Source organism: Trueperella sp. LYQ141, assembly GCF_046599555.1.
GTDB lineage: Bacteria > Actinomycetota > Actinomycetes > Actinomycetales > Actinomycetaceae > Trueperella.
On sequence record NZ_JBKIWQ010000001.1, the window covers coordinates 306,990 to 329,367 of the forward strand.

Here is a 22,378-nt window from a genome sequence, read left to right on the forward strand (position 1 = left end):
TCTGCAGGGTTGCGGCTTTCGCTTTGCTGCGGGACTTTAGCCCTGCAGGGCGCGGGCGGGTAGGAGAAATGACGGGTAGGCGGCGATCAGCCTACTTCGCCGGGAGCAGGGGTCTGCCCCTTGACGTATGCCTTCAGCGGGCGCAGAATCTCAGATTCGATCTTTTCGCCGTTAACAAATTTGCGGATCTGTTCGACGACGCGCATGCCGTAATCTTTAGGTTCTTGGGCTACGCAGCCGGGGTAGGTAGCCGTCAGCGGTAGTTCGGGGGCGCAGAAACCGTAAACTTTCACGTCGCGGCCGGAGGCTTGGACTGCTTCCAGTGCGCCTTGGGCTGCCGGGCCAGTGGAGGCGAAGATGGCGTTCATATCGGGGTTGCCCTGCAACATTTCCGAGGTGACGTTGAGGGAGTCGGTGACTTTGACGTTGCCGTCTACCTTGGCGACGATTTTTGCATTCGGATCGCTGGCGATTTTCTCAGAGAATCCTTCGTCGCGAATCACGACGGGCACTTCGTCTGGTTCGGTGACGAAACCGATATTGAGTTTTGCGTCTTTGCCAAAATCTGTGAGGATCTGTTCGGCAACTTGCTCTCCGCCGGCGCGGTTATCGGCCCCGAGGTACTGCATAATGCTGCCGCCCTGAGCTTGGAGGGCTTTGGAATCGACGAGAACGTTGACCGTAAAGACGGGAACTCCAGCGTCGTTGGCGGCTTTGACGATAGCTGCTGCGGGCTCAGATTTCACCGGATTGAGTGCCAGTGCGCAGGGTTTCTTTTGCAGGAGGGCTTCAGCCTGGGCGAGCTGCTGGGCATCATCGTCACCAGCGATTTGCACTTCAGCTTTGAAACCGTGGGTGGTGGCGGCTTCTTCGAAGCCTTCTTTCATTGCGACGTAGTACGGGTTCGTCTGATTGGGCAGTAGGACGGCGAGTAGGGCGCCATCTGCTTTGCACTGTTCGGGGACGCTGACCTCGCTGCTGGCTGCGCCGGTTTGTTCTTTATTGTTGCCGGTGCCGGTATCGACAGCGCCGCAGGCGGCGAGGCTGGCGAGGGCGAGGGCAGATGCGGATGCGGCGAATATGGTTTTGCGCATGTTTTCTCTCCTTGTAGGTGATGGTTCCGGTGCGGGGGCACTCGGATGAGTCGCTATGTTGGTCGTATGAGGATTGGGTTGTGAGGAGGGGTGGTATCTGTTTTGGTAGTGCGGGATTATTTCCGTGATCGTTTCGCACTGGCTGGGAGAATGGTCGTTTCCCTTTGCCTTAGCTGCGGTTCGCCCTATCTCGTGCTATCTGAGCGTTTGTGGCGGTTCCGTAGTGCTTGGCATGGAAGCGTATGTGCCGATCTGGCCTAGTAGGCGTTATGTGCCGGGCGTTGGGGGTTGTGCCGGCGGGGTTTGTGTTGTGGAGTGGGTTTCGCGAGGCGTTGGTGTGCGCTGCGTTGTGGGTTGAAGCTGCGCCGAGTCGCCTGAGCGTTGTTGGGTTGATTCGGCAGCTTGTGAAACGAGAGCGAGTGACCGACTGCCGCTTGCTGACTGAGTGGATGAGTGGGAGGTAACTCCCGTGGATGGGGTGGTATCGGGTGCGGGGATTTCGGCGGAGGTGTTTTGCCCTCGTTTGCGTCGGGCGGTCAAAGCGGATTTGTTAGTGTCGATAGCTACTCCGAGGAGGATGATGACGCCGATGACGAGGGGCTGCCAGTAGGAATCGACCCCGATAACGTTCATGCCGTTGGAGACTTCTGCGATGAGTAGTGATCCGAGGAAAGCGCCCAGCACCGTGCCGATGCCACCGAATAGGGAGACGCCGCCTACAACAGCAGATGCGATGGAGTAGAACTGCTCTGTTCCAGATCCTGCGGTGGGGTAGCCGACCATGAGCCGAGAAGCGGTGATAATGCCGCCGAATGAGGCGCATACGCCGGAGATGACGTAGACCAAAACAGTGGTTCGGGCGATGTTGATGCCGGCGAGGCGGGCGGTTTCTTTATTGCCACCGACGGCATAGATCCGAACACCAGTAGCTGTTCGTGTTAGGAGCAGGCTGATGGCAATGGCGGCAACAATAACCATGATGATGGGGATGGGAATGTGAAAGAGGGAGCCTCTGCCAAAGAAAGCAAACATGGGGTCTTCGACGGTGATGGATTTTGCGTTCGTCAAAATTTTCGGGATGGACGCAGAAATGCCGAAGGTGGCAAAGGTGACGATGAAGGGTGGCATTTTGCCGTAGTGAACGGCAAGGCCGTTAAATAGCCCGACGACGATTCCGGTTGTTATGGCAAGGGCAGCTCCGGCCCACCAGGGGAGTCCGGCTTTCATGGCGAGGGCGGCGATCATTCCGGTGAGGGCGATATTGGAGCCGACAGATAGGTCAATTCCGCCGGTTAGCAGGACGCAGGTTTGCCCGAGTGCGAGGAATGTTACCACGCTGCCGTTGAGGAGGAGGACGCTCAGGTTTCCCGGGGTGCGAAATTGTGGGGACAGCAGACCCATGATGATTGCCACCAGGATAACAACACCGAAAACGCCTAGTTCTTGAGGTACTCGTCGGCGAGCCTTCATTTCGACTCCTTCGTTATGACGTGCAGCTTCATTGCTGTGGATTATCTAGAGCATAAGCTCGCTCACATCTAATGTCAACAATTGAGCAAATATATTACGCTCATTTGAGCGCTGTAGAATAGAAGATGCTACGTATAGTAAGTAGTTCCGCGCGTATCTTGTGGTCGAGGTGTGAGTTATGGAAGCAGATGATTCCCTAACGGAAGTGGCATTAATGGTTCAAGCCGCCCGTTCGTTTTATCTTCATGGGCAGAGCAAAATTGCCATTGCTGAGCATATGGGGATTTCTCGATTTAAGGTTGCACGGTTATTAGAGGCGGCGCGCGAACGCGGAATTGTTCGCTTTGAAGTCGTTGATCCGACGGTGCAAGCTGAAGATCTGCATCGCTATCTAGCGCAAAACCTACAGGTGGAAAAGGTTATCCTGGTTCCCGATCCCGCAGGGCCAGATGAGCTGCGCGAAGAACTGGGGCGAGCCGCTGCCGGATTTCTCGGGGCATACGTGCGTGGTGGAATGAGTATTGGGGTGTCCTGGGGGCGCACCCTGGCATGTATCGGGCGTTACCTCCCACTACTTCCCCCCATTAATTTGGTGCAACTGACGGGCATGTTGGAAGCAGATGCTCAGCAGTCGCCCTTGCGTATCATCGCGTCCATTGCGGATAACCGCCCGTATCGCACTTTCGCCTTAGCTGCGCCGATGTTTGCCTCCAGTGCTCAACTGGCAGAGCGTTTGCGCAGAGAGCCCAGTACAGTGCAGGTAATGGAGCGTTATGACAGTCTCGATGTTGCCCTGCTGTCGGTTGGTTCGTGGACGGAGCGTATCACGCAGCTTGATAAAGTGCTGCCAGCAGCCGATGTGGCAGAACTAGATCGGGCCCAAGTCGTGGCGGATTGTGCTGGATTGTTTTTCGCCTCCGATGGGACGGCGGTTAAGACGGCATTAGGGCGTCGGCGCATTTCCGTCAGTGTTGAGCAGCTACGCCATACTCGGCAGGTTGTGGCGGTCGCTGGCGGGGTGGAAAAAGCTCAGGCTATCTTGGCAATGGTTCGCTCGGGAGTGATAAATACGCTGGTGACGACCACGGCCACGGCCGCCCGCATCGTCCAACTTGATAAACTCGACAGGGCGCAAAAGAAATCACCAGAACGAGCCTAACGGCTGTTTGTGGCGGTCTGTATTGCGTTATGGGCGTGTGGTTAAGGTGGGGATGAGATAGATAATGGGCGAGGTGCTGGCGAGTTCCTGCGGCAGGGTAGCTACTCAGAAAGATAAATGCATTGCAGTGCTTTCTCCGGCAATGGCAGGGCCGGCATACGGGCTGCGTGTGCATGAGCAAGCCGTTCGTCGTTTGCAGGAAATAACTGGCTGTGAGGTTGTGGAGTTTCCGACAACCCGAATGTTGCAAGCTCCTGCTGCTCAGCGAGCGCATGACGTCAATATGGCTTTTGCCGATCCGGCGATCACGGCAATTATGACCAGCGTGGGCGGCAGCGATCAGATCACCATTTTGCCTTATCTTGATGCGCAGATTATTCAGGAAAATCCGAAACCGTTTTTCGGCTATTCGGATAACACTCATTTGCTTAACTGGCTGTGGCGCCACGGGATTCCATCAATCTATGGTGGTTCGACGCAGGTGCAGATTGGGCCTGGCCCGCAGGTGGATTCCTGGCATGAGCAGTGTTTGTGCAGTGCGCTCGCTGGTGTAGATCTGGTGTTGGAAAATCCTGGTGAGAGTGAAGATCATGGTCATGATTGGGCTGATCCGCGAGCGCTGACGGAGTATGGTGTGCGCCAGCAGGTTGGCCCGTGGCAATGGGCTGGATCCTCGCGCCAGATTCGTGCGCGCACCTGGGGTGGGTGTGTCCAGGTTTTGCAGGAGATCTTTCTGGCCGATCATGCTCCGGTGGATGCGGAGTTGGATGGGGCAATTTTGTTGCTGGAATTTTCCGATGATCTGATGGAGCCGCTTGCTTTCGGCTATTTCTTGCGGGCTTTGGGGGAACGTGGTTTGCTGGAGCGATTTTCTGGGGTGATGTTGGCGCGCGTTCCGGCAACGACCTTGGATTACCAGCCGACGCTTGCGGAGCAGGAGCGGTACCGACGGGCGATGGATGAGGTTCTTGTGGGGGCGTGCCAGCGTTATGCTCCCGATGCGGTCATTTGCCTGGGTGTGCCGTTCGGGCATACGCGCCCGCAACTTCTGCTTCCGTATGGCGGGGAGGTGACGCTCGATCCGCGGGCGCAACAGGTGTGTGCACATTACAGGCGCTAACTGTTTGGGGTGTTGAATGGTCGCGAATAGCCTGTCTTGTGTAGTGGTTAATAGCAAAATTCTTGGCGGAATGGCGGATAGCGTGCGTAGGGGTCTTATGGTGTGCGGTGCTCTACTGTGGCCTATGTGTGGTGCTGGAGCCCCTCTTGATATGCCTGAGAGAAGGCGATGAGTTCTCCGGATGGTGAAGCGGTGAATCTCATTTGCGTATTTCTTATGTGATGTGCTGGGTGTGCCGTGTGGTCGGGGCTAGTTGCTGCTGTTCATATCGGCGGCGACGCAGGTGACGTCGGGAATAAATTGTGTGCTGTTCACTATTGCGATTCATCGTTAGCATGCTAGTATACTAATATGGTTGCAAAACAGCAGTTCAATATCTATCTCGACCCAGAGCTAATTAGGCAGGTCAAACATCGCGCAGTTGATGAGGGCATATCGCTATCAGCATTAGTGACGGCCGCATTGACGCATTATCTTGCCAGTGGCGAACAAACAGTGAGCGAGGAATAGTTATGAATATCAGTGTGTGCCCCTACTACTTCACCACTCAGCCCCAGCGCATGACGGATTTTCTGCGCGCGATTGGTCTGAGCCCAGTTCGCACCAGCGGTGAAGAATACACCGTCCTGCGCGGTAAAGCTGGGTCGGTTGCCGTGCACGGCGCTAGCGGGGCAGATTTTGGGCATCCTGGCGAGGCGCATCTCGTCTTACTGGTTGATGATGCCCAGACGTATGCTCAGGAGATGTGTGCCCGTGGCGTCGAGATCGAGGTGTGGGATGAAGCCTGGGGAAAGCAGGCAGGCATTATTGATCCATCTGGTGGTGGTATATGGATCAATGAATGGTGCCATGATCTCTATGGATACACCGATCAGGAAAACGAGTCACCATCGAATGAGTCGTCATCGGTAGAGGTCATGATGGTACGCTACAGCGTTGATTTTTCCGCAGATCGGAAATTCTTTGAACAGCTCGGCTTCCATAGTGCCCCAGGAGCAGATTCGTGGTGGGAGCAGATGTCTGCTTCGGATAGTTCGGGGTGGATCGGCCTGCATCACGGTGATGCGGGGCAGCTCGTTGTCCGTGAAGAAGCTGCCAATCCTGTTGGTGGCGCAGTCCCTCTCGTTCACCTGAGCTTCCAAACAACACAACCCTTAGCGGAAGTTGCCCGTCGGCTCACTCAAGCCGGTTACCCAGCGCAGGTAGTGACGGATACGGCGGCAACCAAAGTACACGTTCATGATCCAGACGGTCACCACGTGGAGATTCACCCGGCTGAGGAAAGATAGGTCCATCAGACCATTCCGTTAGAAGAGAAAACTCGTTAGGCTGTCGCCATGAGTGACACTATTTCTCGTCCAACGAAAATTTCCATCCTCGGGGCAGGGGCAGTCGGTGCCACGCTTGCCTATGCGTGTCTTACCCGAGGATCAGCGCGCGATATCGCCCTATACGATATTAACCGAGCCAAAGTTGAAGCGGAGGCTTTGGATATTGCCCAGGGGCAGACCTTTGCCCATGTATCCAATGTGTTGGGATCGGATGATCCAGAGGTATGCCGCGGGTCCGATATTGTTATCGTGACGGCCGGAGCAAAGCAAAAACCAGGTCAGAGCCGGTTGGAGCTAGCTGGTGCGACGATCGGCATTATGGAAAAAATGTTGCCCAGTATTCTCGAAGTAGCGCCCAATGCGATCTACCTGATGGTGTCTAATCCGGTTGACGTAGTGACGTACGCATCGATGAAAATCACGGGCTTACCCCGCGAGCGCATGTTCGGATCGGGAACCGTGCTGGATACCTCGCGGTATCGACTCCTGATTGCCCAAGAACTAGGTGTTGCCCCGCGCTCGATTCACGGTTATATCGTTGGGGAGCATGGCGATTCAGAGATTGCCTTGTGGTCCTCCACGAATATCGGTTGTGTGCCAGTTAAGGAATGGGGCGGTATTACCCAGCAGCGCTGTGAAGAGATAGCGCATGACGTGATGGCCTCGGCATATCGAATCATTGAAGGCAAAGGTGCGACGAACTACGCGATCGGTCTATCGGGGGCGCGTATCGTGGAGGCAATCCTGCGTGATGAGCGCACGATCCTGCCGGTATCCTCCTATATTGACGGGATCGCTGGCATTAATGATGTGTGCCTATCGATGCCGACGGTTGTCGGGCGCTCGGGCGTTGGTCGCCTAGTTGTTCCGGCGATGACGCAAAATGAGCTAGATGGCTTGCATGCCTCCGCCCAGTCGGTACGTCAAGTCGCGGCGCAGTTCGGGTACTAACTGAGGATATTTGGGTATCCCTCTTTTCCGCCCTATGTGGTTGAGGAGGGAGAGGGGTAATAGCCTGCTTCCTAAGGGGCTTTGCCTGCGGCGTGCCATGTTGTGGTCTGGAGCGGGCAGAGGGCCAGGGTGTGGAGTGGCAAGGGTCAGACCGCTCGGTATGTGGCCTCGAGTCTAGGTTTGGCGGTGGCTGCTCTCGGCTGTGATCGCATTCCTCCTGATCGGTATCGCGTGGTAAGGCGAAAGAACGACGTTCGCGGCACGATGTATGCTACATGAGCAATGCCCAGGGTGCCGCTACCAAAAGCGAATAACTGAATAACTGCTACGGCTCGCCAGTACGGATAATTTTCGCCGTGCTGGCGAGCCGTATGGTGTGGACGGCTAGGTGGGCGTCATGCATTGGGAGGACTGGCATACGCCCACCTAGCCCCGATTAGGGATACCTCAGGAGCGTGCCGGTTGCGCACCAATCTGAGATACCAACGAGCGGCGATCTTCTGGGGCAGCACCAGGGAACGCCAGAGCTGGATCATAAGGCATTGGTTTAAGCCCAGTGCGTCGGTATGCGCCAAACAAGGTGACGACAATGCTGACGAGCATCCACACGAGCAAGACGCTTACCACGCCCGTCAGCGAAACAGAGCCGCCAGCAACCAAGGTGCGCACTCCTCGGACGGTATAAGGCATGGGCAAAATGGCATTGCATACTTGCAGGAACTTCGGCAAGGTTTCGGAAGCGAATGTGCCTGCGGCAGCGCCGAGCTGCAAACACATCAGCACAAGGGAGAAGAAGCGTCCACGGAAGCCAAAGACCGCCAGGCAGGCCTGATTCATCGCCACATACGTCAGGGATGACAGGATGCTGATGAGAAGCAGGCCCATAATATCGGCCGCATGCAGATCGAGGAGCAACTCAAGGGCGAGAACGACGATAGCTGCCTGAGCGATACCGAAAAGGCATGCAGTGCTGGCTGAACGCGCTGCCGACTTCCAAAATGGCTCATGGCCAGAGCGGCGTAAATCTAAGGCAGGAATGACGAAGAAGATACCGATAGCCCCGACGTACAGTGACAGCGACATGAAGAAAGTGGAAAAGCCAATGCCGTTCGTTGATACCGGATTGAGGCGAGTGGCTTGCACGTCAATGGGTTGTGCGGCAATCTCGGCAGTATGGGCGGCTTGGGTGGTGCCCAAAACCGGAATCTTATTCGCTCCTTCGGTGAGCTTATGTTGCAATTCTTGAGATCCGGCCTGCACCTGTGTGGAGCCCTCATGCAGGACCTTCGCTCCGTCGGTTAACTGGCTCGTGCCCTGCGCTAATTGTTGTGCGCCAGAATGGGCAGTAGCTAATCCAGAATCGAGCTGTTGCGCACCGGCGGCCAGACGCTGGCTGCCGGATTCGGCAGTAGTTGATCCGGCAGCCAGCGCCGCTGCGCCACTATGAATCTGATTAGCGCCGGAGATCAAAGCAGGGGAGTTATTGTTGAGGGTCAGAGCGCCGAATCGCAACTGTTGAATTCCGGGAACGATCTGCCCTGATAGGGCGCTAGCTAGCTGATCGGCACCAGCTCCAGCGGTATCAATGCCTTGGTGGAGGGTATTTGCCCCGCTGGCGAGGGCGCTGGTGGCGTCCTTCAATGTTGTTGGATGGGCAAGACCATCGGCAGAGGGCTGCGTGCTCGTTACGATGCGCTGCACCCCGTCAAAGATAGTGGGATGAGCAGGGTCGTTTCCGGCGGTCAATGCGGAAGCAAGCTGCTGAGAGCCGGTGGCTAGTTGTGTTCCTCCAGCGGAAATCTGATTGGCCGCATCTGAGGCGGCACTAACTCCAGCAGACATCGTATCGATAGCGCGGGAGAGGTCAGCTATGCTCATACCTTTCACCGCTAGTTTGGTGCTGATTCCGATACAGACCGGATCAATCTTGCCAATGCCACTACAGGCTTGATTGAGCCCATCCGTCAGTTCTTTCAAAGACGCCAGCCCGCCGTGCAGGGATTGAGCGTCTGTGGCGCCGAGCTTATTAGCAAGTTCTTGTGCGCCAGCGCTGAGAGTGGTAGCGCCGCTGTGCAGGTCATGTGCGCCTTGACTGGCTTGGGTGACGCCAGTCAGGAGCTGCTGTGCTCCGGTGTTGAGCTGCGTGAGGCCGTTATCGGCTGCGGTCGCACCAGTTGCTAGCGCGCTAGCTCCGTCCTTCAATGTGCTAGCCCCGCCAGTTCCTGGGTGGAATTGGGCGACTAGTTGGGTGAATCCGGTGAGGAAAGACGGACGGGTTGTGCCGTCGGGGTTGGTGGAATCGACGGTTAATCCGGTGTTAACGGCATCGAGGCCGGCGGCAAGTTGTGCGGTGCCAGCAGTGTATTGCGTAATGCCCGTATCCAAACCGGCAGCACCTGTGGAAAGTCGGCGAGCGCCGTCGGCGATTTGCCCGACGCCTAATACCAACGTATCAGCACCGGAAGATAGCGCGGCGGAGCCATTTTTAAGTTCTCCGGTGCCGCTGGCCAAGGATTGTGCGCCGGTGTTGAGTTTGGTGGCGCCGGTATCGAGATCGTTTGCTCCAGCGGCAAGTTTCCCGCTACCTTCGGCTAGGGCTCCGGCGCCGGCAGCGGCCTGAGAGAATCCGTCGTGCAGTGGTCCCATAGATAGGAGGAGGGAGTCGATATATTTGCTTGCGCCTTGCGAGGCGGCGGCTTCTTGGAGCTTGAGGGCGACGGAGGAGGCCATTGTGCCGGTCAGGTAATTGACTCCATCGTCGGTATAAAGGTGAATCGTTGAGCTGACCTGTTGGGTTTGGGTTGGGTCAGACATTGCTGCCAGATGTGCTGAGAGATCTTCGGGGATGAGGAGCATGGCTTGATATGTGCCAGCTTTCAGCCCGGCTCGGGCGGATTCCTCGTCGGTGATATGCCAATCGAAACCTGCTTGGGTTTCGTCGGAGGTTAAGCGTTTGACGAGTTCGTCTCCGGTGGCGAAGGTGTGTGTTGTGCCGTCAGCAGAGCTGGATTGGGCCTCGTGATCGAGATTGACGATTGCCGCGGGGATGCGATCCATTCGGTCAAGGGGCGCCTCGTATGCCCAGGTGAGGATACCGGCGTACATAAAGGGGACGAGCGCAAGAGCGATCACAATGACGATGTTGGCAATTTTGTTACCAGCAAAACGAACCATGGCGCACCTTCTTCTGTCGGTATCGGCAAGGATATGAGAGTATCGACGATACGTAATGATACACCCCTGTATCAAGTGTGTTCGTGTTACAGTTGACACAACGGCGTGGAAGGAGCGCACAGTGGGGAAAATTGCGGAGGCCCGAGCCAAACGGCTGGCGACACCTCCCACGGCGCGTCGGCAAGATACCGCCGAAAAATTGCGCGAAACAGCAGCCCAAATGATCGCGGAAGAAGGAATGGCGCAAATCAGCGTTCAGCGAATCTGCCGGCGAGCCGGATTCACCCGTGGCGCGTTCTACTCCTCCTACCGCGATCTCGACCATATCCTGCAGGCCATCGTCGATAACCGGCTTGCCCAACTCGAAAATATCCTGTCTCGGGCAGAACAAGAAGTAGTCTTTCACTCGCCGCCGCACAATCAAGACGAAGCAGAGGCGCGCCTCATGGAAGCGGCCGAAAGAATTAGTTGTGCGCTACCATTAACCCGCGATTTTTACCTCCTGCAAGAAGAACTAAATCTGTACGGAGCACGGCACGAGATAATCGGCAAACTGATGTCCTCATACGAAGAGCGGCTAGCCCAGCACATCGCGCAGGTCGTCGATCACTCCTTGATGGACAGCGGATACCGGCTCAATATGCCCTCGCACATGTTGGGCCACTATGTATTAGCCTTTGCGGAGCGGCTCTACCGTCGGTTACTCCTCCAACATCATCACGATCAATCCGTGACGCGAGCCTCTATTGCGGTGGCGGTTCGCGGCTCTATCCCGATGTTTTTGAAGATGATCTCGGTTTATGACGGCCCAGTTGCACCCGCTGTGGAAAAATCCGTTTAGCTCGCTTAGCCAATCCGCGTAGTCATTCACTGTGCTCGCCTGGTCGGGCTATCTCGCTATCGTAGGGCAAGCTCTGGCTATGTTGCCGGTGGTGAAGCTGTGTAATAGGCATGGATTAACGCTATTGGAGTAATTCTTGCCTACAGAATATGGCTACAGATATTACGAAAGTTCTGAATTCCTTGGTAGATAGGGTATTTGAGCTAGGTAATGACGGGGGGGGGTAAGCGAGATGGTATATGTCGAATGGCGTGTTGTATCTGAGAGTAGGTGAAGCTGGTTATCGCCGGAAGCCAAGATCGTGCGGTGAAATTATCGACGTTTCCCGAAGCAGATCGTTGCTACTGGGTGTGAGTTTGGGCTGACGTAAAGCGGGCAAAAGCCGACGTGCTGTGTCGTAAATTCGGGCAAACAGGTGAACTACTGCAGGGGCACGCGGTGTGTGGCTACTGAACGGCGGTAACGGTCATCGCTAGGAAAAATTGAATAGTGCATGCTTAATAAAAACGGTGGTGGAGAGTTTCCTCTCCACCACCGAGCCAGATAGGGCGAACCGCGTGATGAAATCCCTATCTGTGGCTATATCCGCCTCCAGCAATGCGGGTATTGCTAAGAGCATGCCCTCGGATACTGAGCGTAATACCGGCTATGCATAGCGCGGCAGCGGCAGAAGCGATAGCAAAGAGTGATGCTCCGGTGTGTGGCAGGGTTGCGCCACTGACTTCTGGTGTGGCGTTACTGTGCGCCGGGAGGGTGTTGATAATGTGCGGTGTGCCAGGTGTAATCGTGTTTGGCACTCCACTGGGATGTGGCGTCGGGGATGGAGTTTCCCCAGGAGTCGGTGCAGGCTGTGGCGTCGGTACTGGAGAAATTGGTGTTGGATTAGGCGGTTGCGGTAATCCTGAAACGGAAAATGGTATGCGAACTGTCCCAGCAAACGATGCGTTGTCCATGCGTAAACCCGCTCGGTAAACGTTCATGAATATGGGTGCTGGATCTTCTCCAAGGTAGAAAGGCTGGTTTTCCAAGTTTAATGCGAGTTCAGCGGTGCTTGAATCATTGGCAGCGGCAGCGACTTTGCTGGTGACATCGCCGCGGATGACGCCGAGGAGCATATGTGAATCGCGATAAGAGCTGGTGCTGGCGAGCTTGCCATAGATTCGGATATCTTTCTCGAAACCTTGTGTGTAGTCGTTCGGATTGAGCGGGCGCAGATGGGCTTCGATGTCGCCTAGGGCAATATCAAGTAAACCGCCATAGGCATTCCATGAAGCGTTCCCGCGGAATCTCAAGACGATAGTGCCATTATCCAAGCGTTGTGCGGAGGTGTTATTTGCTGCTGGCCATATGTAATTCTTATTGCTGAATTCTAGGCCGTCAGCGAGTGTGCCACGCCCAATGTAGCTTTGCCAAGATCGCTTGATACCCCAAATGAACTGCCCATCATGGGCGGCTGGCGCAGGTGAATCTTGCCATGCGGCGTTTTCTTCCTCGACGCTTGGTACAACGTCATCATGGGGTACCTCAGGTCGGTAGATTGGCGTTGTTTGAATGAAGATAGGCCAACGTTTCGTCCAATCGGGGCGGGGTTCGTCATATATTGCATGGAATGTTTTAGCGCGTTGGTCATCATCGGGAGAGAGCCAGTCGAAGTTGATTCGGAAGTTTAATGGGGCAACATCGTCGGAAGTACCGAGATATGGCAACTCCAGGCGGGCATTATCATCCAGGCGAACAGTGGCGTTGGAAGCGTGTATGGTGAATTGCCCCCAATCGGTGTATATCGGGGCATAGAACGTGCCAAAATGTATTTCTTCGGCTGCTCCTGCGTCGCGCGATACCGTCATATAGATTTCGCCGCGGTCATGTCGGGAAATTTCTAGGCGGATTCCTGACATGCTAAAGATAGGTGATTTTTTGTCGGCTTCTGCCCCGTTCTTGTATAACGTCAGTTTCCCGGGGTACGTCACTTTTAAAACGCCGTTTTCCATAACTCCGGTGGGATCCTTGAACTCGATGTAATTCGAGACGGGGGATGCTCCGGAATCGGTTTGGAAGAGGAGATTGTCCTTAGTGGCTTTTGGTAGAAAATCTTTGATGACGGACCACTGCAAGGCATTGACGTCGATACGGTCGGTGTCTTGTTGTTGTTCTCGGATGATGCCTTGGGCGTCAGGAGTGTTGGGTTGGTATGCCTCGGCGGTTAGTGTGAAAGCACTACCTGCTTCACCGCCGTAGTTTCCGCCAAAATAAGGAGCGGCATCTTGGGTGATAGTGGGGGTAATGCCGTTGAGGTGTAGCTGATTATTTTCGATGCTGACAGGGGTGGCGAGCTCGAAAGTTGCCAGGCGAAGATCAGGATTTTCGAGATATTGGGAGGGGTTGTTCATATCTCGCGAACGGGTGTGGGCGAGTATGGAGCCGTGATTACCTTCTGTCGTGATGCGCAGATTTTGTATGGTGATGTCGAGGAAATACCCACCTTGAGAATCGGAGTGTTTTTTAAAAATATATGTGCCGGGATAGGTGATAGTGCAGTTTCCTGACGTGCTGCAGTTTCCGTAACCAGTGCCCCAATATAGTTGCTTGCGGATGATGCGAGCGCCGTTGCGTGGAGTGACGCTACCGGGAGCACCACCGTGTGGGCCGGTTAAATAGCTGTACCAGCTGTCGCGAATATTCCAGGTGAAGGTTGCTTTGGTTATGGCGTAGGGCGCTTCGTTTGCGGGGGAGTCGTCGGCGGATGCTGATACTGTATATGCGCTTAATGTGAGGATTAATGCGAGGAATAGAGTCAGGGCTGCGGAGATAAAGCGCCATACCCCGGCTTTTGCGTGTCTCATTCTTTCTCCTTGTGGGTAATGAGTTGGTGTGCATATTTCCAACTTAGGCGATCCTAACTTAATGGCGGCTATCGTGGCAAGGGTTACCTAATTTTTATAGGTAAATATATTTTTCGGCTGTGACCAGGGGGTACTGTTCTCTTATAGTTATTAAGTTAGCGACAGTGCGACAGGGAATTGTCGCGAATATTTAGGTGTACTAGCGCGGGCATGTGCATAAAAATACCCCTGGCGGCCTGGGCTGCAGGGGTATTTAGATATGCGGAATTAGTTTCGCGATTTTTGCGCAGGCAAAACTCGCGACTTTGGAACGTAGGGAATAGCGCTCAGCTTCGGATCGGGCTGATGCAAGGTGCGGAACGCCGACCAAGCAATCGCCATGATAGGAATAGCGATAACCGCACCGACGAGCCCTCCGGCAAAACCACCCGCCGCCACGCCAATAGCCACAACGACCGGATGGAGGGAAACCTGATTGCCCATAATGAGCGGCTGGAAGATATGGCCTTCAATCTGCCCGATACCGGCAATACCTAAACCGACGATAGCCATCTTGATAGCGCCCCCCGAAGCTAAAGCGACGATCATGGCAATGAACATGGCAATGGGAGCGCCAACTAGGGGAATGAATGAGCCCATTACAACCAGGACGGCAAGCGGGGCAACGAGAGGGACGCCGACGAGCAATAAGAAAATGAAACACATCGTGCCGTTTAACAGCGAGATGATAACGGTTCCGCGAGCGTAGCCGGAGAAAGCAACCCAGCCGGCATACGCGCCAAGATTGATGCGCTCGCGATTGCGCTCTGGCAGGCAGTTTAAGAACCAGAGCCACATCTTCGAGCCTTGGGCAAGCAGGCAGATGGTAACGAAAATAGCGAGAGCTAAGACGGTGGCAACCACAGCAAGTTGGCTGGCGTTCGTCAGAATAGTTGTGGCAATCGTACCGGAATTATTTTGTACCCATTCAGTACTCTCCGCAACGGCATTCGATAGCGCTTGGGTGGCTTGTTCGCGGGATATGTGCCACGGCAATGGACCGTTGCTCAGGAAATTAAAGACATCGTCGGCGCCATGTTGGAATTCGGTGGCTAGATCATCCCATTCATTTGCCACGGAAAATACGACGTAGCTAACCAGCCCGCCGAATACGGCGAAACCGCCGATGATGGCTAGCGCGGTTGCCAATGGGCGCGGCATGAAACGGTCCAGGAAGTTAACGATCGGTAGGAGAACGGAGGTCAATACACAGGCAAGGAAAACACCGAGAAATACTTCCGTGATGGTGGATAACACCAGGCAGATCCCGAAAGCGACGATCGCTATTCCGATGATGGCCCAGGAGGCTAAGCCGTATTTTGCTAACCAGTGGGGGATCCCTAAAGCGCCAGGTCGTGAGGTTGGTGGAGCGACCATGCCGTCCCAAACGCCAGCCTGTTTTTTATCGGCGATTGCGTCAAGCTGCTCGTCGGTAATTGCAGTAGATAATGGGCGCTGCTGAGAGGTATGGCTGGTCTTAGGCTGCTTGGCACTCGTATGTCTGGTTGAGCGCAGACGAGCAAAGAGTCCCATAGTTGTTGATCCTTGTCGTGATCGCGTTTCGTTTGGCTCATTCTAGCCCACCAGAGTTGGGCATTAGCTGAATAAAACTTGGGAAATATAAAGAAAAGTTGAGCCTTTTCTAAGGGGTGGCAGTGATGAACAGATCGCTGCGTTTGATCCCGTCTATATTGGCTCAGCGAGGCCTCATGTGTGTTGTGGAAAACAGGTATGCGAGGCAATCCGTCGTGAGATAATAAAGACATGGCAAATCAAAATTATCTCTCTCCAAAAGATCAATGGTTACCAGCAAAAACACGCTATGAGGATGTGCCGATTGTGCGCTGTGGGCGCTCTGGCTTGATGTTGCCGAGAATTGCTCTGGGCTTGTGGCATAACTTCGGTGATGATCGTCCGTTCCAAACGCAGCGTGAATTGGTGCGTGCGGCGTTCGATCGGGGTGTGATTCACTTTGATTTGGCAAATAATTATGGTCCACCCTACGGTTCGGCAGAGGAAAACTTTGGTCGGATCATGCGCAAAGATTTGCAGGCGTATCGTCATGAGATCATTGTTTCGACGAAAGCGGGATGGGATATGTGGCCAGGGCCGATGGGCTTTGGCGGATCTCGGCACTACCTATTGACGTCCTTAGATGAATCACTGGCTCGTATGGGCTTGGAATATGTCGATATTTTCTATCATCATCGGCCGGATCCAGATGTGCCCTTGGCAGAAACGATGGGGGCGCTCCACGATGCTGTTCGTTCAGGCAAGGCGCGATATGCGGGTATTTCTTCATATTCGGCAGCCGCAACCGCACAAGCTCAGGAGATTATGCGCGAGCTTGGCACGCCATTAGTTATTCATCAGCCCTCGTATTCTATGCTCAATCGTTGGGTTGAGGATGGGGAGCCGTCGCTGCTGAATACGGCAGCAGATGAGGGGATGGGAGTGATCGCCTTTTCCCCGCTCGGGCAAGGGCTGTTAACGAATAGGTACTTGAGCGGTGTGCCCAGCGATTCGCGCCTGGGGCGGGGTAACGTCTCAAAGGATTTATTTACCGATCAGGCTCTCGATCATGTTCGTCAGCTCAATGAGTTAGCGGCTGAGCGGGGGCAGAGCCTGGCGCAAATGGCAATCGCCTGGGTGCTGCGTGAACAATCGCATGGTTCGGTAACAACTGCCCTTATTGGTGCATCGAGCGTCGAGCAGCTTCATGATTCTTTGGGAGCAGTGGAAAATCTGGAGTTTTCCGCCGAGGAGCTGCGGGCAATTGATGAGCACGCAGTGGAATCGGGGATTAATCAGTGGTGGAGCGCGACGGCCTCGCGGAAGTAGTCGATTCTCCGGTTTCGGCCTGTGATCGGCTCATTATTCAGGTAGCTAGTGAGGAGATCGCTGATCGGCGCGGGTTGCATATTGTGGTTGCGGATGATCCTACAGGTGCCTTGTGTCGGTGGGCGTATTCCTTGTGTGTTGACGGGCGGGCGCTGCGGGTGACGATCGCGTCGCGGAGTTTACCGCAAGCTCGCCAGGCGCAGCTCTATGCTCAGCACCTAGGGGTGCAATCCCATGTGGCGGTATGTGGGATAGACGCACCGATGCGCCCCGATATGGCACTCGTTGCTCAGTCAGTGGACGTGATGATTGGGCGAACGCCGAAGTCGCACGCTGAATTGCACTATCTTGCTAGCGCACTACAGATGAGCTATTCCAATCTAGGAGCGGGCGATATTGCCGATGTGCATAGGCGAGATGTAAAGGCGATCTTCGGGGCACACAACAAGCATATGGATCGTGGGCACAATGCCGCGCTGGCGCAACACTTTTCACAGGTCTATGCGAGTCGCGGGCGCGGGAAATTTCGGGCTTTGATTGCTCGGGAGCTCAAAGTGCCTGCTCGGCCCTATCGCCCGGCGCAGGCTCACACTGCGGTGGGGCAGGTGTACGGGGTTGGTGGCGTCTTTCATGGGGCGGGCGCAGATCCTGGCGGGCAACTATTGGCGCGATGTGTCTCCCAGGAACTACCCAGGCTGCTCAATCCGCCACAGAGCGATGGCGCGGTGAAACGGGCGCTGGCGTGTGTTGATTTAGGATGCGGAAACGGCACTGTCTCGCTGGCGCTTTTGCGAACCTGGCAGGATATGCGCGCCGAAGATTCCCGACTGCGCGCATTGGAGATACTCGCTACTGATATACATTCGGATGCTGTTGCTTCGGCGGAGTTGAGTTTAGCCTCCGAGATTCGTGCGGGGCATGCGCGGGTAACCTGGGATGATGCGGCGGCGAGTGAATTATCAGGCAGCGCTGACGTCGTGGCCTTAAATCCGCCGTTTCATGCCGGATCAGCATTGGATATGACCTGCGTTCAGCCCTTGCTTGCGGCCGCAGCTCGTCTCCTGCGCCCTAAGGGCGAGCTGTATATCGTGTTCAATAGTCATTTACGCTATCGGGCAATCGTTCAGCGCTATTTTGTGGATGTATCACAAATCGCGCGGGATCGCCGCTTCACAGTGTTGCGAGCAGTGCGCGATGCGGATGATGAGACTGGGAGTGAATAGATAGCGTAGCTAAGCTACCTGCACATATAAAGGGGAGCCGAGCTACTCTTACGTTGCTCCTAGACCTCCCGCCTCACAGGTAACAGGTATCTGCGCGGCTGCTGTTCGCCATAGCTGTATTGCTGCTATAGCTGGGCGGCGTAGTGCCCCACAACAACTTTGTTATACGGCGGCAGGAGATTGCTCGGATGAAGCTCGGTAAAACAAGTGGTGGTATAAAGCCCTTGCAGTTTCCGGTAGCTGCGTGTTTTGGTAGGGCGACGGAGAACTGATAGTAAAAACCACTCAACAGGTGTGCCGAAGAAAAATGTGGTCCGGCTGGTAGCCGGACCACAGTGTCATCTAGTGAGATGAGGGGTTATGCCTTGACGTAGCCGTATCCCTCGCTTTGCAGGCGCGCAATTTCAACGATTCCAGCGGGAACGACGGTGACGTAATCGGGAATGAGCTCCCGTTTGACTTGGCGTTCCTCAAGGGCGATGGAACATACTACGAATTTCACGCCCTCATTTTCTAGACCGCGAATACGCGCCATACGGTTCGGATCGGTGTCGAGCTGAGAGAAGGATCGAACAGCGGCACCATTGGCAACGACGGTTGCTTCGTAACTTGGGTTGGCTCGCACGAAATTGCGTACAGAGCGCAGTGTGAACGGCCAGCGATCATTTTCGTTGACATGGAAGACGAGCTTGTAATCCGACATGTATCTCCCCTTTGAACAATACATTCGCACGGTATAACGACCGTGATTTCCGTTACCTCCATGGTGTAGCAAAATTAGCTTTGCGTCAAGATATTTTGGTGACTTGCTTTATGCAAATGTATAGGGTGCGGCTCGGGTAAACCGAGCCGCACCCTAGATAAATACTATGAAAACTCGCCCTACGTCAGTTGGCTCAGGGCGTAGTCTAGATCCTCCAGCAGATCCCGCACATCCTCTAATCCGACCGAAATACGCACCAATCCGGCAGTGATACCAGCGTCGATAAGCTGTGCATCGGAAAGTTGGCGGTGCGTTGTCGAAGCTGGATGGAGGACGCAACTGCGCGAATCAGCGACGTGAACCTCACGTGCAATGAGCCGCAAAGAATCCATAAAACGCACGCCAGCTTCGCGCCCGCCTGCCAGATCGATACATAGCACGCCGGAATAGCCGCCCGATAGATAACGCGTAGCTATCTCGTGATATGGCGAGGACGGCAAACCAGGATAACGCACCTCTTTAATGACGTCCGTTCGACTCTCCAGGTACTGCGCAATCTGCAGAGCGTTCTCACAATGGCGCCGCATACGGACGTCCAAGGTCTCCAAACTCAAATTCAGTAAAAAGGCCGAATGAGCAGCCGGATAAGCGCCGAAATCGCGCTGCAATTGCATGCGGGTGCGGATAATATTAGGCGCTTGCGGATAATCTCGGGTGTAGACCACGCCATGATACGTCTCGTCCGGCTCAGTAAAACCAGGAAAACGCCCGTTTGCATAGTCAAAACGCCCGGAATCGACGATCATTCCGCCTACTTGTACCGCATGACCATCTAGATACTTTGACGTGGAATGGATGACGAGATCTGCCCCATAAGCGATCGGTTTACATAGAACCGGAGTTGCAAAGGTGGCATCGACGATTAGCGGCACCCCATGTGCATGTGCGACCTGGGAGAACTTCTCAATATCTAATACCGCCATAGAGGGATTGGCGATCACCTCAGCGAAAACTGCTTGCGTGCGCGGCTCGAAAGCGGCAGATATTTCCTCGGCTGAGGCATTCTGATCGACGTAAATAACGCGAATACCGAAGCGCTTGAGAGTGTGGGAAAACAGGTTAATTGATCCGCCATAGATCTGACTTGACGCAATAAAAGAATCGCCAGCAGAACACAGGTTGACAATGGCCATGAGTGTGGCTGCTTGCCCGGAACTTGTCGCCATTGCGGCGGCGCCACCTTCTAAAGCGGCAATCTTTTCTTCCACTGCCATCACGGTGGGATTGGCAAAGCGTGAATAAATCAGCGCATGGGTTGGTTCATCGAATACGGCAGCAATTGCTTCTGATGAATCGTAGTCGTAGGTGGTGGATTGGATAATCGGCAATTGGCGAGGTTCGCCGTTGCCAGGGCGGTATCCTGCATGAATTAACTCAGTGGCATCGTACATGGCACGCTCCTTAGCGACGGGGAAAAGAAAAGTATCGTCAGTTTAATGCGCGCGTCCTGGCGGTGAATGAGATGTTCACAGCGCGGAAAGATTTGCATTGACCTTCGCCTGTGGCTATATCCATGACGGGAACCACATGTGCATATGCCAGAACCGCCACGGAATCGGAATCCCCCACCACAGCGGCAGCCAGAAAATACTTAGCGCTATGACCAGTCCTAGTGTTAGGGCAATAAGGTATCGGGCGCTTCGGGATAAGGAACGCCACGTTCGCCACTGTGGATAGGGATGGTGCTGCCCGGCGCTGGTAGCTGTTGCCCTTTTGTGTCTTAATGCGCGTGAGCCTCGCGTGGGTGATGTCAAATCGGGTTGAGATAGCAGCCAGATAGTAGTCGGGGTGGGTAAAGGGGCAGTTCGGTGGCCTGTTTCGGAATATGGCGTCGGTGCAACCAGGCGGCGGGGTAAGAAGAAAATCTGCTCAATATCGCGCAAAGTGTGAGACCGAGTCGGCAGGGATTTAGTGAGAACGGCTATCGCGAAAGTTAAGGATAGAGCGACAAAAGGCAGAATAGCCACCGCGTAGAACTGGTAAATCGTGCGTTGACTGTAAAGGAACCACGGAAGATACATCGCGCCATAACCGCTAAGAATGGCCCAGGCTCGCCAATCGCGTCGGTGCAATGCCGCCCAGATAACGCAACCCAAAGCAACCAACCCTAACCACCAGATAGCTGGATTTCCGATTGACGTGATTGCGCTAACGCAATGATCCCAGTGGCAGGAGCTGGCGGATAGTTGCGTCTCGTCGCGCCAGAAAAAACTTACCGGACGCCCCTGGATTAGCCACAGCCACGGCTGGGATTGATAAGTGTGTGGCGTGGTTAGCGTGGTGTGAAACTGCCAGGTTTGGATGTGATAGTGGATAAAAGAATTGACGACGTCCGGTGCCCAGCTAATCGGAAGCGGATCAAGAAGAGGCGGTGTGTGGGTCGCACCAATGTGCGTTACGTGCTCCAGTGCAAGACGCTGACTATGCGCCCACTGGCGCCCCCATCCATGAGGATTGATAAACCACGGCAACCAGCCAAGCAGGTATGCAAGGCAGGCCGAGGGGATAAACCAGAAAAACGCTGCAACCCCTTCGCGCACTACGCTCACCGGAAGCCACAACTGATGGTGGGTTCGCCGTCGGGCCGCGCTGCCCCACACAAAAACGGTTATCCCAAATACGGCTAAGGCATAGATACCGGACCACTTTATCGCGCAAGATAACCCCAAAAATAGCCCGCTCGCCAGCAGCCACGGGCGCGGACCACCAGGCACACCCCATCTGGGCGCTGGTTGCAGGATACGTCGATGGTTTCCGTCGGGTAGCGGGATATGGTGCACAACCACCGGACCAGCGGCGACGCGCTGCGCTATCTGACGTAAATGACTCTCTCGATCTCGCAGTAGCGCCCAAAATCCGAGGAGAACGAAAAAGGCTAACAGGTTATCGAGTAGACCACAGCGTGATAAGACGATACCCATGCCGTCAAGCGCAACAAAAAGGCCAGCACAACCCGCCAGAAAGACCGCATGGAACAGCCGCAAGGCAATACGTACCACCAGCATGACCGCCAGAACGCCGCATAGGGCAGTGGCACAGCGCCAGCCGTATCCGTTGTTATCGCCGAATAGGCGCATTCCTTGGGCGATGAGCCATTTACCGAACGGAGGATGCACCCAATAGTCTGGTTCGTGGCGCAGCGCAGAGAGGTCGCCGTGGATAAAAAGATCGTTCTGGTTATCGCCCTCCCAGCGGCGTTCATAGCCGTAATGCAGGAGCGAATATGCCCCTTTGACGTAGTAGGTTTCATCAAAAACTAAAGCGTGCGGGGAGCCGAGCCGAATGAAACGGGTAAGAGCGGCAATGACGCCAATGAGCACAGTCATCAGCCAGCCATGTAGTTTCACTTGATATGGGAGAGTGACCCCACGCGGGGCAATCCCCAATCGAGCGCATAATTCATTTTCGTAACGCTCGCGTTTCCCGCTACCAAGGAGGAAAGGCTGAGTTGGCGACATGAAGCCAGTCTAATGGTTGAGTGATTTTTCGCTGCCAAAGAACGGTAGCTTGTAATGGGCAGTAGGAGGCG

At 54.9% G+C, this 22,378-nt stretch carries 16 protein-coding genes; 8 read left to right on the plus strand and 8 right to left on the minus strand.

From position 1 onward, the window contains the following. Positions 1 to 86: 86 nt before the first annotated feature. Both ACLHIJ_RS01280 and ACLHIJ_RS01285 read right to left on the minus strand, forming a co-directional pair. Positions 87 to 1,094, minus strand: coding sequence for a substrate-binding domain-containing protein (locus ACLHIJ_RS01280; protein WP_411295951.1), 1,008 nt, complete (start codon positions 1,092 to 1,094; stop codon positions 87 to 89). Between the two features lie 267 nt (positions 1,095 to 1,361). Then, positions 1,362 to 2,564: an ABC transporter permease gene (locus ACLHIJ_RS01285; RefSeq protein WP_411298315.1), complete on the minus strand. Its 1,203-nt coding sequence runs from the start codon at positions 2,562 to 2,564 to the stop codon at positions 1,362 to 1,364. A gap of 178 nt (positions 2,565 to 2,742) precedes the next feature. Here ACLHIJ_RS01285 and ACLHIJ_RS01290 point away from each other — a divergent pair, with 178 nt between their 5' ends. From ACLHIJ_RS01290 to ACLHIJ_RS01310, 5 genes are all read left to right on the plus strand, one after another. Further along, positions 2,743 to 3,723, plus strand: a complete 981-nt coding sequence (locus ACLHIJ_RS01290) for a sugar-binding transcriptional regulator (protein WP_411295949.1) — start codon at positions 2,743 to 2,745, stop codon at positions 3,721 to 3,723. A 64-nt stretch (positions 3,724 to 3,787) separates the two neighbouring features. Beyond that, positions 3,788 to 4,843: a S66 peptidase family protein gene (locus tag ACLHIJ_RS01295; RefSeq protein ID WP_411298316.1), complete on the plus strand. Its 1,056-nt coding sequence runs from the start codon at positions 3,788 to 3,790 to the stop codon at positions 4,841 to 4,843. Between the two features lie 351 nt (positions 4,844 to 5,194). Further along, on the plus strand, positions 5,195 to 5,353 hold the full coding sequence (locus tag ACLHIJ_RS01300) for a ribbon-helix-helix protein, CopG family (RefSeq protein WP_411295947.1): 159 nt from the start codon (positions 5,195 to 5,197) through the stop codon (positions 5,351 to 5,353). Between the two features lie 2 nt (positions 5,354 to 5,355). After that, entirely contained in the window at positions 5,356 to 6,132 is a 777-nt protein-coding gene (locus ACLHIJ_RS01305; protein ID WP_411295946.1) for a hypothetical protein, read from the plus strand. Positions 6,133 to 6,180: 48 nt separating this feature from the next. Further along, on the plus strand, positions 6,181 to 7,125 hold the full coding sequence (locus ACLHIJ_RS01310; RefSeq protein ID WP_411295945.1) for an L-lactate dehydrogenase: 945 nt from the start codon (positions 6,181 to 6,183) through the stop codon (positions 7,123 to 7,125). 447 nt (positions 7,126 to 7,572) lie between these two features. Here ACLHIJ_RS01310 and ACLHIJ_RS01315 read toward each other — a convergent pair whose 3' ends face one another. After that, the gene (locus tag ACLHIJ_RS01315) at positions 7,573 to 10,299 is read right to left on the minus strand and encodes a YhgE/Pip family protein (protein WP_411295944.1); all 2,727 of its coding nucleotides are present in this window, start codon (positions 10,297 to 10,299) and stop codon (positions 7,573 to 7,575) included. A gap of 121 nt (positions 10,300 to 10,420) precedes the next feature. On the opposite strand from ACLHIJ_RS01315, the gene ACLHIJ_RS01320 reads away from it, so the two are divergent. Beyond that, positions 10,421 to 11,140, plus strand: a complete 720-nt coding sequence (locus tag ACLHIJ_RS01320) for a TetR/AcrR family transcriptional regulator (protein WP_411298317.1) — start codon at positions 10,421 to 10,423, stop codon at positions 11,138 to 11,140. Between the two features lie 569 nt (positions 11,141 to 11,709). Here ACLHIJ_RS01320 and ACLHIJ_RS01325 read toward each other — a convergent pair. Both ACLHIJ_RS01325 and ACLHIJ_RS01330 read right to left on the minus strand, forming a co-directional pair. Continuing rightward, positions 11,710 to 13,983, minus strand: coding sequence for an HtaA domain-containing protein (locus ACLHIJ_RS01325; RefSeq protein ID WP_411298318.1), 2,274 nt, complete (start codon positions 13,981 to 13,983; stop codon positions 11,710 to 11,712). Between the two features lie 267 nt (positions 13,984 to 14,250). Next, on the minus strand, positions 14,251 to 15,555 hold the full coding sequence (locus ACLHIJ_RS01330) for an AI-2E family transporter (RefSeq protein WP_411298319.1): 1,305 nt from the start codon (positions 15,553 to 15,555) through the stop codon (positions 14,251 to 14,253). 231 nt (positions 15,556 to 15,786) lie between these two features. On the opposite strand from ACLHIJ_RS01330, the gene ACLHIJ_RS01335 reads away from it, so the two are divergent. Together ACLHIJ_RS01335 and ACLHIJ_RS01340 are read left to right on the plus strand one after the other, a co-directional pair. Then, the gene (locus tag ACLHIJ_RS01335; protein ID WP_411295940.1) at positions 15,787 to 16,863 is read left to right on the plus strand and encodes an aldo/keto reductase; all 1,077 of its coding nucleotides are present in this window, start codon (positions 15,787 to 15,789) and stop codon (positions 16,861 to 16,863) included. Continuing rightward, entirely contained in the window at positions 16,833 to 18,086 is a 1,254-nt protein-coding gene (locus ACLHIJ_RS01340; protein ID WP_411295939.1) for a class I SAM-dependent methyltransferase, read from the plus strand. The genes ACLHIJ_RS01335 and ACLHIJ_RS01340 overlap by 31 nt, the downstream gene beginning before the upstream one ends. A gap of 358 nt (positions 18,087 to 18,444) precedes the next feature. Here ACLHIJ_RS01340 and ACLHIJ_RS01345 read toward each other — a convergent pair whose 3' ends face one another. From ACLHIJ_RS01345 to ACLHIJ_RS01355, 3 genes are all read right to left on the minus strand, one after another. Further along, entirely contained in the window at positions 18,445 to 18,789 is a 345-nt protein-coding gene (locus ACLHIJ_RS01345) for a DsrE family protein (RefSeq protein ID WP_411295938.1), read from the minus strand. A 179-nt stretch (positions 18,790 to 18,968) separates the two neighbouring features. Continuing rightward, positions 18,969 to 20,240 carry an O-acetylhomoserine aminocarboxypropyltransferase/cysteine synthase family protein gene (locus ACLHIJ_RS01350; RefSeq protein ID WP_411295937.1) on the minus strand — a complete coding sequence of 424 codons (1,272 nt, stop codon included), beginning with the start codon at positions 20,238 to 20,240 and terminating at the stop codon, positions 18,969 to 18,971. Between the two features lie 114 nt (positions 20,241 to 20,354). Further along, the gene (locus ACLHIJ_RS01355; protein WP_411295936.1) at positions 20,355 to 22,307 is read right to left on the minus strand and encodes a dolichyl-phosphate-mannose--protein mannosyltransferase; all 1,953 of its coding nucleotides are present in this window, start codon (positions 22,305 to 22,307) and stop codon (positions 20,355 to 20,357) included. Positions 22,308 to 22,378 lie beyond the last annotated feature (71 nt).